Source organism: Pseudoduganella aquatica (genome assembly GCF_009857595.1).
Taxonomy (GTDB): Bacteria; Pseudomonadota; Gammaproteobacteria; order Burkholderiales; family Burkholderiaceae_D; genus Rugamonas; species Rugamonas aquatica_A.
The window spans coordinates 1-15528 of record NZ_WWCU01000067.1 but is presented as its reverse complement, the minus strand read 5'-3'; the positions used below and the strand labels follow the sequence as shown (position 1 = coordinate 15528).

The 15528-nt window shown below is 65.8% G+C and carries 14 protein-coding genes and 1 pseudogene; 9 read left to right on the top strand and 6 right to left on the bottom strand.

All coding sequences use genetic code 11. From position 1 onward, the window contains the following. The coding region (locus GTP77_RS30400; RefSeq protein WP_223149410.1) for a hypothetical protein at nucleotides 1-262 on the top strand (262 nt) is incomplete at its 5' end. Here the strand turns inward: GTP77_RS30400 and GTP77_RS31325 are convergent. Continuing rightward, nucleotides 247-347: pseudogene (locus GTP77_RS31325) on the bottom strand (IS5/IS1182 family transposase); the annotation flags it as partial. The gene GTP77_RS30400 and the pseudogene GTP77_RS31325 sit on opposite strands and share 16 nt — an antisense overlap. A 183-nt stretch (nucleotides 348-530) precedes the next feature. Here GTP77_RS31325 and GTP77_RS28840 point away from each other — a divergent pair. The 6 genes from GTP77_RS28840 to GTP77_RS28815 all read left to right on the top strand — a co-directional run bounded on the left by GTP77_RS28840 (nucleotide 531) and on the right by GTP77_RS28815 (nucleotide 7635). Then, on the top strand, nucleotides 531-1088 hold the full coding sequence (locus tag GTP77_RS28840) for a hypothetical protein (protein ID WP_161075595.1): 558 nt from the start codon (nucleotides 531-533) through the stop codon (nucleotides 1086-1088). A 10-nt stretch (nucleotides 1089-1098) separates the two neighbouring features. Then, nucleotides 1099-1389: a transcriptional regulator gene (locus GTP77_RS28835; RefSeq protein ID WP_161075594.1), complete on the top strand. Its 291-nt coding sequence runs from the start codon at nucleotides 1099-1101 to the stop codon at nucleotides 1387-1389. A gap of 26 nt (nucleotides 1390-1415) precedes the next feature. Next, nucleotides 1416-2279 carry a DUF2141 domain-containing protein gene (locus tag GTP77_RS28830; protein WP_161075593.1) on the top strand — a complete coding sequence of 288 codons (864 nt, stop codon included), beginning with the start codon at nucleotides 1416-1418 and terminating at the stop codon, nucleotides 2277-2279. 98 nt (nucleotides 2280-2377) lie between these two features. Then, nucleotides 2378-3124: a substrate-binding periplasmic protein gene (locus GTP77_RS28825; RefSeq protein ID WP_161075592.1), complete on the top strand. Its 747-nt coding sequence runs from the start codon at nucleotides 2378-2380 to the stop codon at nucleotides 3122-3124. 102 nt (nucleotides 3125-3226) lie between these two features. Then, entirely contained in the window at nucleotides 3227-6646 is a 3420-nt protein-coding gene (locus GTP77_RS28820; protein WP_161075591.1) for an MHYT domain-containing protein, read from the top strand. Then, nucleotides 6643-7635 carry an HD domain-containing phosphohydrolase gene (locus GTP77_RS28815; RefSeq protein ID WP_161075590.1) on the top strand — a complete coding sequence of 331 codons (993 nt, stop codon included), beginning with the start codon at nucleotides 6643-6645 and terminating at the stop codon, nucleotides 7633-7635. Before GTP77_RS28820 ends, GTP77_RS28815 begins: the two co-directional genes overlap by 4 nt. 67 nt (nucleotides 7636-7702) lie before the next feature. Here the strand turns inward: GTP77_RS28815 and GTP77_RS28810 are convergent, their stop codons facing one another. From GTP77_RS28810 to GTP77_RS28790, 5 genes are all read right to left on the bottom strand, one after another. Continuing rightward, the gene (locus tag GTP77_RS28810; protein WP_161075589.1) at nucleotides 7703-8833 is read right to left on the bottom strand and encodes a glycosyltransferase family 4 protein; all 1131 of its coding nucleotides are present in this window, start codon (nucleotides 8831-8833) and stop codon (nucleotides 7703-7705) included. A gap of 4 nt (nucleotides 8834-8837) precedes the next feature. Beyond that, entirely contained in the window at nucleotides 8838-9962 is a 1125-nt protein-coding gene (locus GTP77_RS28805) for a glycosyltransferase family 4 protein (RefSeq protein WP_308807796.1), read from the bottom strand. 5 nt (nucleotides 9963-9967) lie between these two features. Next, nucleotides 9968-10921 (bottom strand): NAD-dependent epimerase/dehydratase family protein, encoded by a 954-nt coding sequence (locus GTP77_RS28800; RefSeq protein WP_161075587.1) that lies wholly within the window; start codon nucleotides 10919-10921, stop codon nucleotides 9968-9970. Then, nucleotides 10921-11964 (bottom strand): GDP-mannose 4,6-dehydratase, encoded by a 1044-nt coding sequence (gmd, locus tag GTP77_RS28795; RefSeq protein ID WP_161075586.1) that lies wholly within the window; start codon nucleotides 11962-11964, stop codon nucleotides 10921-10923. Before gmd ends, GTP77_RS28800 begins: the two co-directional genes overlap by 1 nt. A 135-nt stretch (nucleotides 11965-12099) precedes the next feature. Further along, nucleotides 12100-14418, bottom strand: coding sequence for an NADP-dependent malic enzyme (locus tag GTP77_RS28790; RefSeq protein WP_161075585.1), 2319 nt, complete (start codon nucleotides 14416-14418; stop codon nucleotides 12100-12102). Nucleotides 14419-14705: 287 nt separating this feature from the next. Here GTP77_RS28790 and GTP77_RS28785 point away from each other — a divergent pair, with 287 nt between their 5' ends. Both GTP77_RS28785 and thiL read left to right on the top strand, forming a co-directional pair. Continuing rightward, complete coding sequence (locus tag GTP77_RS28785) at nucleotides 14706-14921, top strand: hypothetical protein (RefSeq protein WP_161075584.1); 216 nt, start codon at nucleotides 14706-14708, stop codon at nucleotides 14919-14921. 34 nt (nucleotides 14922-14955) lie between these two features. Continuing rightward, nucleotides 14956-15528 (top strand): thiamine-phosphate kinase (gene thiL / locus GTP77_RS28780; protein ID WP_161075583.1); only part of this gene is annotated, 573 nt, incomplete at its 3' end.

Genomic DNA, 15528 nt, shown 5'->3' with positions numbered 1-15528 from the left:
GGGTGGAGCACTGGTCGTCGCGCATGGTCATGACGACAGCGCGCTCCTGGGTTGTCAAATGTTTGTAGATTCTCGCCATGGCGGCACCTTACAGCAAAAGGTGTTGCACTTGGTCTTTGAGAACACCCAGCGCACTCATGCGATTGAGCACACCCACGCGAATACGCAAGTCGAGCGCCTGCGCAGTGGCTACAGCACAGCGCTATGTCGCAGCGCCCTCTCGCAGTGGGATCGCTGTGAGAGAGCGGCAATGGCTACGTGACAGGCTTCGGGCCGTACGCGCCGTCGCCGCTAACGATATTGATCCGCACGTCGGCCGGGATCTGGCCGAGCAGCGCAGGCAGAACTTCTAAAAAGTATCCATGCGAGATAGGGCTAGGAATCGATTCCGCCCCGGGCATCATTACCGCACAGCTCACCACAGCATTCCCACTCAGAATCCGCTTGTCGCACAGACAGAGTGGTTTTTGTTATCTGGATTGACATCTCTGCAATTAATCCATAAAGTACTCTGCACTACAGAGTATTTTATGGACATCATGGACCAGCAACTGGCTCAGGCGATGCTCGCGGAAGTCGAGCAGACACAACAACGTAGCGGACGCTTTCTCGGCTATTGGCGGCAGGGGCGTATCATCCAGATTTGGGGCTTGGTATGGATGGCCGCCCATCTGGCCACATTCTTCCTGCCTGCCCGCAGCGGCAGCATCTGGCTGGTGTGCGATGCCGTGGGCTTCGCTGCCACCATATGGCTGCGCCTGCGCAGCCGGGACGCCGCCAGCAGCAAGCACACTGATCGCCGCCTGCTGTGTGCGGCACTCATTCTGCTGTTGTTCGGCATGCTCGCCTCCCTGCTGATCGGACCGCACGGCCGCGCCATCGAGGTGCTGTGGACCTGCATGGCGATGACCGGCTACATGCTGTACGGCCTGTGGGCGGGACTGCGCTGGACCGTGCTCGGCGCTGCCGTCATGGCGGCCAGCCTTGCCGCCTACTTCTGTCTCGGGCCGTGGTACGACCTGGCGATGGCAGCGGCTGCCGGCGGTGGACTGCTGCTGGGCGGCACCTGGATCCGCAACGCACGCTGAGCAGGCCATCATGAGCAAGCTGGACGAAGTCATCCACCAAACCACCCGCCTGCGCATCATGACCGCCTTGCTCGCGCTGAAAAAAGACGAGTGGGTGGAATTTGTGCGCCTGAAATCCATGATCAACGCCAGCGACGGCAATCTCGGCTCGCACCTGGAAACGCTGTCGCGCGCAGCGTATCTGGAAATCGACAAGCAGATCGTCGGCAAGAAGCCTTTGACACGCATCCGCTCCACCCCGGCCGGGCGCGCAGCCTACCGCCACTACATTACCCAGCTGCGCTCCCTGCTGGATCTCTGACCCCACCTACTCCAAGAGGACAAACCATGCACCTGACTCTGACCGGATGGCTGCACACACTGGCCTGCAGCTACGCCCTGATCATCGGCGGCGCCATGCTGTGGCGGGCCAAAGGCGGCGCCGTACATCGGCGCGACGGCATGCGCTATATCTATGCCATGCTGCTGGCTAACCTGACCGCGCTGGGCGTCTACCAGCTGGGCGGCTTCAACGTCTTTCACATCCTGGCGCTGTGTACCTTGCTCAGTCTGGCGGTAGCCTTTGCCTCGGCCCGCTGGCGCAAGCCGGGGCGCTACTGGCTGCGCATCCACCTGAGCGCCATGCTGTTCAGCTATTACCAGCTCGTCGGAGGCCTGATCAACGAAGCGTTTGTGCGCATCCCGGCATTGCATGGCCAGAAGGCGATGGCCGGCCTTGCGCAAGGCGTGGCGATGATGGTGTTCCTGATGGTACTGTCGTATTTCTGGGGCAAGACCGCCCGCAGCAGCGCGGCGGCGATCGCGCTGGCGGCGCTGGCAAGCTCGGCGCAAGCCGGCACGCTGACGCTGGACCTCAAAGGCGTGCAGGCCGGCCAGGGTAACCTGGTGATTGCGCTCTACAACAGCAGCGAGGACTTCCTGAAAAAGCCGCTGCGCAAGCTGACCGTGCCGGCCGCCAACGCGGCCATGCGGGTCGACCTGACCGATGTGCCTGCAGGCGACTACGCCGTATCGCTGTTCCAGGACATCAACAGCGACGGCAAGCTCGACACCAGGATGTTCGGCATTCCCACCGAGCCCACCGGCACCAGCAACAACGCCAAAGGCAGCTTCGGCCCGCCGAAATACGAGGCCGCCCGCTTTACCGTCTCCGCCGACGGCAAGGCCATCCCCATCGAACTGCACAAGTAAGGCCTGCTGTTGTTTGCCATGCGCGGCCGTCCCTCGCCCATTGGACAATAAGGCGCGGATGCCGCTATAGTCGGTCATCCGATTTCCTTGGGTGTTCCGTGCTCCGCTTATTGACCGCCAGCCTGTGCCTGATCGCCTGCAACGCTTCCGCGCTGACGGTGCGGCTGTGCACCTTCGACCGTCCGTTCGCGCCCTACACCATGCCCGACGGCAGCGGACAGGCACAGGAGCTGCTGCGCCGGGCCGCCAAGGGCGGCGACATCAAGATAGAGAACACCTTCGCGCCGCGCGCGCGCTGCCTGGCGCAGCTGGAGCATGGCGAGACGGATGCGCTGATCGCCGCCTATGCGCCGGAGCGGGTGGGCTACGGCGTGATTCCCATGCAGGGCGCGCAGCCGGACGACTCGTATGCGCTGGCCATCACGCGCTTCATGGTGTACCGCCGCAGCGGCAGCGCCGTGCAGTGGAACGGCAAGCAGTTCAAGGGACTGGGGCCGCAGCCGGTGGGCGTGCAGGCGGGCTTTATCCACGGGCCGCTGCTGCGCAAGCTCGGCGTGGCGGTGGACGACGGCGCCAAGAGCGCCGACCAGAACCTCAGCAAGCTGGCCTTCGACCGGCTCTCGGCCGCCATCGCGCAGGAGGCGGAAGCGGGGTTTTACATCAGCCAGGCCTACAAAGGCCGGATCGAGGCGCTGCCCACGCCCTTCCATCTCACGCCGCTGTTCCTGATGGTGAACCGCAGCTTCTACAACCGCAACCGCGCAGCCATCGACGCCTACTGGCAGGCCATCCGCACAACGCGGCAAACCCCTGAGTACCAAACGTATTTGCGGCAGTGGCGCTAGCGCGCAGCCCTCGGCAATAATGTGACTTATTTCCATGCGGAAATGTGATACTGTATGTAGCTATCCTTTTTTGCAACAGAGATTATTCACCAGCCAACTGCCATGGACACTAGCTCGCTGCTGCAATTGTTCTCTCCGCCGTCCGATCCGGCCCTGCTCACGTATGGACAGTACGACCCCGCGCTGGTGGCGCTGTCCGTGCTGGTGGCGGTGTTTTCCTCGTGGATGGGGCTGCAGCTGGCCGGCCAGGCGCGCGGCGGCGGCAACCGCATGCTGCGCACCGTGGCGCTGCTGGCCGGCAGCCTCGCGCTGGGTTGCGGCGTGTGGTCCATGCACTTTATCGGCATGCTGGCGTTCAGCCTGTGCACCAGCGTCAGCTACGACCCCTCGCTCACCATCCTGTCCCTGCTGCCCAGCCTGGGCGCGTCCTGCGTGGCGCTGGCCCTGGTGCGCCGCCGCCGGATGACCGGCGCCACGCTAGCCTGCGGCGGCCTGCTGGTGGGCCTGGGCATCGCCGCCATGCACTACTCTGGCATGGCGGCCATGGAGTCCACGCTGGTGCTGCGCTACGATCCGCTGATGTCGGCCGTGTCCATCCTGGTGGCGGTGGCGCTGGGCACGGCGGCGCTGTGGGTGCGCTTCGGCCTGCGCGGCGCCACGCGCCTGAGAAGCGGCGGCCGCCTGGCGCTGAGCGGGCTGTTCATGGGCTGCGCCATCGCCGGCATGCACTACACCGGCATGGCGGCGGCGCGCTTCGTCGGCGTGCCGCCGCCCGGCTCGGCCGCCGGTCCCGGCAGCGGCTTCCTGGCGCTGGCCATCTCCATCATCACGGTGGCTTTCACGGTGTTCGTCGCGGGCGCCTACGGCCTGCTGCGCTACCGCGAACTGTACCGCACCCTGCGCCGCAGCGAGAGCTCGATGCGGGCGCTGCTGACCACCACGGTGGATGGCGTCATCACCGTCAACGGCGACGGCGTGATCCAGGAATTCAACGCCTCGGCCGAGCGCATCTTCGGCTGGCGGCGCAGCGAAATCATCGGCCTGAACGTGGCGGTGCTGGTGGCCGATCCCGTGCGCTCGGAACAGGACGGCCTGCTCTACCATCTGCGCCAGCGCAACGCGGTGGAGGCGCGCGCTGCGCACGCGGGCACCGAACTGGTGGGCGTGCGCAAGGACGGCAGCCTGGTGCCCATCCGGCGCGCGCTGGGCCACACCAGCACCGGCGGCGAGGACGTGTTCGTGCTCTTTATTACCGACATCTCGGAACGCCGCGCCATGATGCAGGCGCTGGGCGAAAGCGAGCAGCAATTCCGCTCGCTGATCGGGCATATCCCCGGCATCTCCTTCCGCTGCCTGGCGGGCGGCGAGCATCCGCTGGTGTTCCTGAGCGACGGCGTGGAGCTGGTGGCGGGCTATCCGGCAAGCGACTTCACCGGCCCCGGCGCCTGCCGCACGCTGACCAGCCTGATCGTCCCGGCCGACCGCCAGAGCGTGCTGGACGCGCTCGAACACACCATCGCCCACGAACAGCCCTACCTGATCGAATACGCCCTGCAGCACGCCGACGGCGGCCTGCGCTGGATCTGGGAGCACGGCGCCGTGGTGCGCGACGCGCAAGGCCAGGTGCGCTGGATAGACGGCGTGATGCTGGACATTACCGAGCGGCGCCAGATGGAGCAGGAGCTGCGGCGCGCCAAGGACAACGCGGAGCAGGCGGCCGCCGCGCGCGCCAGCTTCGTGGCCAATATGAGCCACGAGATCCGCACGCCGATGAATTCCATCCTCGGCTTCACCGACGTGCTGCTCGACAGCGACCTGCCGCCCGAGCAGCGCCGCCACCTGAACACGGTGCGCAACGCGGGCCGCTCGCTGCTGCGCCTGCTCAACGAAATCCTGGACACGGCCAAGCTGGACAAAGGCGCGGTGGAGCTGGAGCAGGCCGACTACGACTTCCTGGCGCTGGTCGACGAGCTGACCTCCAGCTGCGGCGCCAGCGCGCGCGCGAAGGGGCTGGCGATGGAGGTCAGCTACGCGCAGCAGCTGCCGGCGCGCCTGCACGGCGACGAGCTGCGCATGCGGCAGATCCTCACCAATTTGCTGGACAACGCCATCAAGTTCACGGCCCACGGCTCGGTGGCGCTGCAGGCGGCGCTGCGCGAGGGCCAGCTGCACTTGGCGGTGCGCGACACCGGCATCGGCATTGCGCCGGACCGGCTGGAGGCCATTTTCGATCCCTTCACGCAGGCCGACCCGTCGATGACGCGGCGCTACGGCGGCACCGGCCTGGGCACCACCATCAGCAAGCAGCTGGTGGAACTGATGGGCGGGAAAATCTGGGCCGAGAGCACGCAGGGCGAGGGAACGGTGTTCCACGTGCTGCTGCCGCTGCGGCCCGCGCTGGAGCAGGCGTCGCAGGAGGAACAGCAGCCGGGCGCGCTGCCGCTGCCGCCGCTGAGAATACTGGCGGCGGACGACGTGGCGCAGAACCTGGAACTGCTGCGCCTGATGCTGGAAAAGCGCGGCCACAGCGTGGCCACCGCGGCAGACGGGGCGGCCGCCGCGCAACTGGCGGACAGCGAGGATTTCGACGTGATACTGATGGACGTGCAGATGCCGGTCATGGACGGCCTGGCCGCCACCCGCGCCATCCGCGTGCGGGAGGCGCAGGCAGGACGGCGGCGCGTGCCCATCATCGCCATGACGGCCAGCGTGCTGGAAGCGCACCGCCAGGCCAGTTCGGCGGCGGGCATGGACGGTTTCGCATCCAAGCCGGTGGACTGGCCGCAGCTTTCGCGCGAGCTGGCGCGCGTGCTGGCGCTGTCTCCGGCGCCGGCCAGCGCGCCGGCCGAATTGTACGAAGCGCGCGCAGCCCTGGGCCTGCATGTGCTGAACCGGGCCGCAGGCTTGCGGCGCTGGGACGGCAGCGAAGCGGCCTACCAGGCGGCGCTGGCCCATTTCATCGCCGAGCACAGCAACGACGCGCACCAGTTCGACGCCCTGTGCGCCAGCGGGGACTATCCCGCCATCCAGGCCCTGGCCCACCGCGCGCGCGGCGTGGCCGCCAACCTGGGGCTGGAGCAGCTGGCGCAGGCGCTGGCCGATATGGAGGAACAGGTCGAGCGCGTCGGCCACAGCGAGACGCCAGCCCCCGTGCTGGAACCTGTGCTCGCCAGCGTGGCGCTGCATCTGGCGGCGGCCCTGAAGGCGGTCCGCTCGCAGCTGAAGCAGCAGGGAAAACACGAGCAGCATGCGGCGGCGGATCCGGCCGCATTGGCCGCGATGGCGCTCGACATCGAGGCGGCGCGCAGCGATGCGCAACGGCTGCTGCAATCGCTGCGGCGCGGCGCGCTGGACGACGCGGCGCTGGCCAGCCTGTCGCAGCGCGTGCAGGCCCACGTTCCGCCCGCCACGCTGGACCAGCTGCACCAGGCCGTGGCGAATTTTGACTTCTCGCTGGCGCAGGATAAACTGGATGCCGTCATGGCCGATGCGCTTCCCCCAAAACCAGAAAGCACGCAATGAACCAAGCCCTTTCGCTGCCGCTGATCCTGGCGGTGGATGATGAAGCCAGCAACCTGCAACTGCTGCGCCACATCCTGCAAGACCATTACCGCCTGCTGTTCGCCAAGGACGCGGCGCGCGCCCTGGAGCTGGCGCGCCAGGAAACGCCCAACCTGATCCTGATGGACGTCATGATGCCCGGCATGACAGGCTACGAAGCCTGCCGCATCCTGAAAGCCGATCCGGCCACCGCCGCCATCCCCGTCATCTTCGCCACTGCCCTGAACGATCCGGACGACGAAGTCACCGGCTTCGAGGCCGGCGCGGTCGACTACATCACCAAGCCGCTCAGCCCTCCCATCGTGCGCGCGCGGGTACGCACGCATCTGTCGCTGGTGCGGGTGGACGAGCTGAAGGAAACGCGCTTGCAGATCGTGCAGCGCCTGGGCCTCGCGGCCGAATACAAGGACAACGAGACCGGCCTGCACGTGATCCGCATGAGCCACTACGCGCGCGTGCTGGGGCTGGCGGCTGGCCTGAGCGCCACCGCCGCCGAGGACCTGCTGCACGCGGCGCCCATGCACGACGTGGGCAAGATCGGCATACCGGACCGCATTTTGCAGAAGCCGGGCGCGCTGGACAAGGAAGAATGGGCCGTCATGCAGTCGCACGCCACCATAGGCGCGGACATCATCGGCGAGCACGCGCACGGCATGCTGGCACTGGCGCGCAATATCGCGCTCACCCACCATGAGAAGTGGGACGGCAGCGGCTATCCGCGCGGGCTGGCGGGGCTGGATATTCCGCTGGAGGGGCGCATCGTGGCCATTGCAGACGTGTTCGACGCGCTGACCTCGGCGCGCCCTTACAAGGCGCCATGGCCGGTGGAGGAAGCGGTGCAGTACCTGCGCCAGCAGCGCGGCCAGCATTTCGATCCGGAGCTGGTGGACCTGTTCCTGGCGCGCCTGCCGGAGATTGTGGAGATCAAGGAGCGCTGGGCGGAGGCCTGAGGCGGCTCCGGCGGGTTACGGCTTCGCCTAACCCGCCCTACGGTGCTACGGTGCTTCGTAGGGCGGGTTAGCGCGCAGCGCGTAACCCGCCAGCCGCCAGCTCGCGGTACAGCGCCAGATAGCTGTGCGCCATCGTCTCCGCGGTGAACAATTCCTCATAGCGCTCGGCCGCGCGGCGTCCCATGGCGGCGGCCAGTTCCGGCTGCTCCCACAAGGTCCGCATGGCCGCGCCGAAGGCTTGCGGGTCGCTGGGCGGCACCACCAGGCCCGTCACCTGGTCCACATTGATATAGGTCGTGCCGGTGCCGATCTCGCTCGAAATCATGGGCTTGCCGTACATGGCGCCTTCCAGCAGCGAGATGCCGAACGCCTCCGAGCGCAGATGCGAGGGGAAGGCCATGGCGTAGCACAGCTCCAGCAGCGCCACCTTGTCTTCCTCCTCCAGCGCACCCACAAACATCACATGCGTCAGCCCCAGGCGTTCGGCATGCGCCTTGAGCTCCTGCTCCAGCGGTCCGGCGCCGACGATCACCACCGGATAGTCGGTCCCCGCCAGCGCGTCGAGCAGGATGTGCAGGCCCTTGTAGTAGCGCAGCATGCCGATGAACAGGAAGAAGCGTTCACCGCAGCGCGCGCGCCATTTGTCCAGCACCGCCTGCGGCGGCTTGGGATAAATGCTCCGGTCCAGGCCGTAGGTAATGGTGCGGGTCTTGTTCTTGTAGCGGCCCAGCACCGGCGACGAGGCCAGGTAGTTGGGCGAGGTGGCCACGATGGCGTCCACGCTTTTCAGGAAGCGCTGCTTGAGCGGCGTGTACACGCGCAGCAGGGTTTTCTGGCGCACGATGTCCGAGTGGTAGGTCACCACGCTGGGCTTGTCGATGCCGGCCATGAAGTGCGCCAGGTCCATGAACGGCCACGGGAAATGGTAGTGGATCACGTCCGCGCTGCGGGCCAGGTGCTTGAGCTTGCGGATGGCCGCGAACGACATGGCGTTGGAGGCGATCTCGAAGTTGAGCGGCACGCGGTGCACCGTGTGGCCTTCGATCTCCATCTGCGACGGGCCGCCGTTGCGGGTCAGCGTCAGCACTTCGTTGTGCACGCCCAGGCGCGTGGTGCCCACGCACATCTGGCGTATCACCTGCTCGATGCCGCCCCACGAATCGGGGTAATAGGTCTTGTAGAAATGAAGGACGCGCATAAGCTCAGGATAAAAGGGTGTGGTACACGGCGGCCGTCTTGCGGGCGGTTTCGGCCCAAGTCAGCTCGACGGCGCGCACGCGGCCGGCGGCCGCGCAGCGCGCGCGCAGCGCCTCGTCGCGCGCCAGTTCCAGCATGGCGGCGCTGATTTCCGGCACCGACAGCGGATCGACTTCCAGCGCCGCGCCGCGCGTCACTTCGGGCAGCGAACTGGTATTGGAGGCGACCACCGGCACGCCGGAGGCAAAGGCCTCCACCACCGGTATGCCGAAGCCCTCGTACAGCGATGGGAACACGAACACGCCCGCGCCGGCGTACACGTGGCGCAGCTGCTCTTCGTGGGTCAGGCGGTCCAGCCAGACGACGTTTTCGCCGTTCTGCACCGCCGCTTTCATTTGCGCCTGCTGCTCCTCGCTGCGCCAGCCCGGCGCGCCCACCACCACCAGTTGGCGCTTGGCGCGCACCACCGGCGGCAGGGCCAGGTAGGCCGCCAGCACGCGGCCCAGGTTCTTGCGCGGCTGCAGCGTGCCGACAAACAGGAAGTAGCCGGGTTTCAGGCCATACTGCGCCTGGGTGACGGCCACCGCTTCCGGCTCCGGCGCGTCCAGCCAGCGTTCGTCGACGCCGTTATGCACCACGCTGATGCGGCGCGGATCGATGCCGAAGCATTGTTCCAGCTCGCGCACGGCGAAGTGCGACACGGCGATTACGTGGTCGGCCTTGCGCGCGGCCTTGCGCTGCAGCCAGTTCTTCAGGCCGCGCAAGCGCGGGCTGCACCATTCGGGATGCGACAGCGGCAGCGCGTCGTGCAGCGTGGCCACCACCATGCAGTCCATGCGCACGGTGCGGTAGTCGGTGGAGTGGAACAGGTCCACGCTGGGCATGTGCTCGCGCACGGCGCCCGGCGTGCACAGGTCGCGCAGCGTGGTGACGGGGAAGGAATGCGACAGCGGCACGCCCACGCTGAGGGCAGCGGCGCCCTGGCCGAACGGCGCAAAGGACATGGGCTGCACAGAGCAGCCGGCGTGCGGCAGCTGGCGCAGCAGCGCCTGGCTATACACGCCGATGCCGTCGAGGCGTCCGCCGGTCAGGACCGGTTCAACAGTAGTGGTGGAAAGGCCAATGCGCAAGACACTCAAGCCTCGTACATCCAGCGCAGCGTTTGCTCCAGCGGCACCGGCACGATTTGCCCGACCACGGAGGCCAGGCGGGTGTTGTCGCCCACCAGGCGCACCACTTCATTGGCGCGCACGAAGGCGGGGTTCACATGCACGTTGATCTGGTAGCCGGCGATGCGGCCCATCATGTCCAGCGCTTCGCCCAGCGAGTAGCCGGTGCTGGAACAGATGTTGAAAGTTTGTCCGGCCGGGGCCAGCGCCAGCAATTGGCGGTAGGCGGCGGCGACCATGCGCACGTCCGAGAAGTCGCGCCACACGTGCAGGTTGCCCAGCTCGATGTCGGCGGCCTTGCGGCGGAAATGCGCAACGATTTTCGGCAGCAGGAAGTTCTCGTGCTGGCCCACGCCCGTGTAGTTGAACGGACGCGTAATGATGATAGGCAGCTTGTCCATCCACAGCCGCGCCATGTATTCCATGGACAGCTTGGAGACGGCGTAGTCATTGGCCGGAGCCGGCGCCGTGTCCTCGCCCAGCATGGGCAGGTCGGCGTTGCCGTAGATATTGGCGCTCGATGCCACCAATACCGCGGACGGTTTCTTCGCCAGCGCGGCCAGGGCTTCCAGCAGATTGCGGGTGCCCACCACGTTGACGCGGTAAATCTGTTCGATGTCGGCATGCGCCACGAAGGCGATGGCCGCCAGGTGCACCACCACGTCCGGCTGCACCGCCTGCACCATGGCCGCCACGGCGGCGCGGTCGGTCAGGTCCACCGGCAGCATGTCCTCGGACACGTCCGCATGGCCCGGCACCGTGGTGCCGATCACGCGGTAGCCGGCGGCGCGCAGCTCGGCCGCCACATAGCGGCCGGTGAAGCCGGCCAGCCCCGTGACGAGCGCGCGCTTGCCGGCGCCCTCGGTGGCCGGGGACAGCAGCGGCAGCGTCGCGTGCGGTGGGTGCAGCGGCGCGTTCATCAGAACGAGAAGCCGATCTCGTTGCGGCGCAGGTCGGCGTCCACCATCAGCTGGCACAGCTCTTCCAGCGTGGTTTTCGGCGCCCAGCCCAGTTCCTTGGTGGCTTTGGCAGGGTTGCCGATCAGCAGTTCCACTTCGGCCGGACGGTAGAACTTCGGATTGACGCGCACCAGCACTTTGCCGGTCTTGGCGTCGTGGCCGGTTTCGTTCTCCGCTTCGCCCTTCCATTCGATGGCGATGCCGGCGGCCTTGAAGGCCATGGTGACGAAGTCGCGCACGGTTTCGGTGCGGTTGGTGGCCAGCACGTAGGTGCCTGGTTCGTCAGCCTGCAGAATGCGCCACATGCCTTCCACGTATTCCTTGGCAAAGCCCCAGTCGCGCTTGGCGTCCATATTGCCCAGTTCCAGCACGTCCAGCTTGCCCAGCTTGATCTTGGCGACCGAGTCGGTGATCTTGCGGGTGACGAACTCGCGGCCGCGCAGCGGCGACTCGTGGTTGAACAGGATGCCCGAGGAGCCGAAGATGCCGTAGGACTCGCGGTAGTTCACGGTCATCCAGTGGGCGTACAGCTTGGCCACGCCGTAAGGGCTGCGCGGGTAGAACGGGGTGTCTTCCACCTGCGGAATGGCTTGCACCTTGCCGAACATTTCCGAGGTCGAGGCCTGGTAGAAGCGGATCTTCGGATTGACGATGCGGATCGCTTCGAGCAGGTTGACCGGACCGACGCCGGTGATTTCGGCGGTGGTGATCGGCTGTTCGAAGGACACGCCGACAAAGCTCTGCGCCGCCAGGTTGTACACCTCGTCGAATTCGCCTTGCTGGATCAGGCGGATGCTCGAGCTCAGGTCGGTCAGGTCGTATTCGACCAGTTTCAGGTTGGGGTGATTCTGGATGCCCAGTTCTTCAATGCGCCAGAAATTGACGGAGCTGGTGCGGCGATAGGTGCCGGTGACAACATACCCCTTGCCCAGCAGCAGTTCCGCCAGATAGGCGCCATCCTGGCCGGTAATGCCCGTAACGAGCGCTTTTTTAGTCTTTTGCATGATATTCACGTTTTCCAACGAAACTTTGACAGCCGGGTATTGTAACAGAGACATGAGGCCCGCCCGATTTGCACCGGACGGGCCTTACAGAACTTACATCTTGTTACACGGCAACTTTCGGAGGCTGGCCTCGCGTCAAGCTTTACGTTGCGCCACCGCGTCCACCACGCACAGCGCCGTCATGTTGACGATGCGGCGCACGGTGGCCGACGGGGTGAGGATGTGCACCGGCGCGGCGCAGCCCAGCAGGATGGGGCCGACCGCGATGCCATTGCCGGCCGCCGTTTTCAGCAGGTTGTAGGCGATGTTGGCCGAGTCGATGTTCGGCATCACCAGCAGGTTGGCGTCCGCCGTCAGGAAGGAATCCGGCATGATTTTCTGGCGCAGCTTGGAGTCCAGCGCGGTATCGCCGTGCATTTCGCCGTCCACTTCCAGTTCCGGCGCCTGTTCCTTGACGATGGCCAGCGCGGCGCGCATCTTCTGCGCCGAGGCGCTGTTGGACGAGCCGAAGTTGGAGTGCGACAGCAGCGCGGCGCGCGGCTGCAGGCCGAAGCGCTTCATTTCCTCGGCGGCCATCATGGTGATGGCGGCCAGCTGGTTGGCGTCCGGGTTCTCGTTGACGTGGGTGTCCACGATGACCAGCTGGCGCTCAGGCAGCACCAGCACGTTCATGGCGGCGTACACGCAGGCGCCGGCGCGGCGGCCCAGCACCTGGTCGATATACTTCAGGTGCAGGTCGGTGGTGCCGAAGGTGCCGCAGATCATGCCGTCGGCGTCGCCCTTCTTGATCATCATGGCGCCGATCAGCGAGTGGCGGCGGCGCATTTCCAGCTTGGCGTATTCCTGCGTCACGCCGTTGCGCTTGGCCAGGTCGTAGTAGGCGGTCCAGTATTCGCGGTAGCGCTCGTCGAAGTCCGGATTGATGACGTCGTAGTCTATGCCCTGGCGCAGGCGCAGGCCGAATTTGGTGATGCGGGTTTCCAGCACGGCCGGACGGCCCACCAGGATGGGGCGCGCCAGGCGCTCGTCCACCACCACCTGCACGGCGCGCAGCACGCGCTCTTCTTCGCCTTCGGCGTAGACGATGCGTTTCAGCTCGGCCGGGGTCTGCTTGGCCACCGCGAACAGCGGCTTCATGAAGGTGCCGGAGCGGTACACGAACTGCTGCAGGCTGTCGGCGTAGGCTTCCAGGTCCTTGATCGGACGGGTGGCCACGCCGGAGTCGAAGGCCGCCTTGGCCACGGCCGGGGCGATCTTGGTCAGCAGGCGCGGGTCGAACGGCATCGGGATCAGGTATTCCGGGCCGAAGGACAGGTTGTTCACGCCATAGGTGGTGGCCACGATGTCGGACTGCTCGGCGTGCGCCAGCTCGGCGATCGCGTGCACCACGGCGATTTCCATTTCACGGGTAATCGTGGTGGCGCCGCAGTCGAGCGCGCCGCGGAAGATGTAGGGGAAGCACAGCACGTTGTTGACCTGGTTCGGATAGTCCGAACGGCCGGTGCAGATGATGGCGTCGCCGCGCACCGCCTTCACGTCTTCCGGCAGGATTTCCGGATTCGGGTTGGCCAGCGCCAGGATCAGCGGGTTCGGGGCCATCTGCTTGACCATGTCCTGCTTCAGCACGCCGCCGGCGGACACGCCCAGGAAGATGTCGGCGTCCGGTATCACTTCGGCCAGGGTGCGGGCCGTGGTGTCGCGCGCGAAGCGTTCCTTGTCCGGGTCCATCAGCTCGGTGCGGCCCTTGTAGACCACGCCGGCCAGGTCGGTGACGAAGATGTTTTCCAGCGGGAAGCCTAGATCGACGATCAGGTCCAGGCAGGCCAGCGCGGCCGCGCCGGCGCCGGACACCACCAGTTTGCATTCCTTGATGTTCTTGCCCACCAGCTGGATGCCGTTCAGCAGGGCCGCGCCCACGATGATGGCGGTGCCGTGCTGGTCGTCATGGAAGACCGGAATCTTCATGCGCTCGCGCAGCTGGCGCTCGATGGTGAAGCACTCGGGCGCCTTGATGTCTTCCAGGTTGACGCCGCCGAAGGTCGGCTCCAGGGAGGCGATGATGTCGCACAGCTTGTCCGGATCGGATTCGTTGATCTCGATGTCGAACACGTCGATGCCGGCGAATTTCTTGAACAGCACGCCCTTGCCTTCCATCACAGGCTTGGCCGCCAGCGGGCCGATATTGCCCAGGCCCAGCACGGCGGTGCCGTTGGTGATGACGGCGACCAGGTTGCCGCGCGCGGTGTACTTGTAGGAGTTGGCTGGGTCGGCGACGATTTCTTCGCACGGAGCGGCCACGCCCGGGGAGTAGGCCAGCGCCAGGTCGCGCTGATTGGTCAACTGCTTGGTGGGGGTAACACTGATTTTGCCGGGTTTCGGGCACTCGTGGTATTCGAGCGCGGCCAGGCGCAGTTGTTGTCTCAATTCCTCTTTTTTATCAGATGACGAATCCATGCTGTACAGCCTTCCTGTTTGTCTATCGGGAAAGCTTCCGATTCTATCAGACCAATTCTTTCAGTTAGCTAGGTATTTTCACGAATAGGACAGAATAACTATCGGATTTTTCAAAATTATCAATTTTTTCTATGGCCCTTGCACCTTTCAGATTGCAACTGTTGCGCATACTTTCTCTGAAAGCAATTCGTTGAAAAAACATGGACTTAGGCCTTTAGTTCTCCTAGACAATGTAACTTCCGCGTAATAGACTGGGTTGATTGTCATCCTGGAAAGAAAGGTACACGATGGACACCCAATTCTGGCACCACTGTTTCCGACTCTCCAGCATCGTCTTCCCGGCGGCCACGCTGCTGCTGTTTTTTGCCGAGCCAGGCACGGCGCAATCGGCCCTGCTGGCAGCCGTGGCCGTGGCGTCCACCGGCGTGTGGGGCTACAGCTTCAGCCGCCACAAGCGCCAGATGGCGCACGAAGACGAAATGACCGAGGGCGGCAACGCCTGAAGCCGGAGGCGCGGCACGCTAGTACAATGGCGGCATGCTCTCCGAATTCGACCTCATCGCAGAATACTTCAACCGCCCCCGTCCCGTCCGCGCCACGCTGGGCATAGGCGACGACTGCGCCTTGCTCACGCCCGGCGCCGGCATGCAGACCGCCATTTCCTCCGACATGCTGGTGGAAGGCCGCCACTTCTTCGCCGGGGCCGATCCGCGCCGGCTGGGCCATAAGAGCCTGGCGGTCAACCTGTCCGACCTGGCGGCCATGGGCGCGCGTCCGGTGGGCTTTACCCTGGCGCTGGCGCTGCCGTCGGCCGAGCGGGCCTGGCTGGCGGAGTTTTCCGCCGGCCTGTTCGCACTGGCCGATGCGCACGGCTGCGAACTGATAGGCGGCGACACCACCAAGGGGCCGCTCAACATCTGCATCACCATCTTCGGCGAACTGGCGCCCGGCGAAGCGCTGCGGCGCGACGCGGCGCAGCCCGGCGACGACATCTGGATCTCCGGCACGCTGGGCGACGCGCGCCTGGCGCTGGCGGCCTGCCTGCGCGAGCCGGGCGCGGGCGAGGAGCTGGCGCGCGGGGAGGATTTCGCGGCGGCGGCGGCGCGCCTG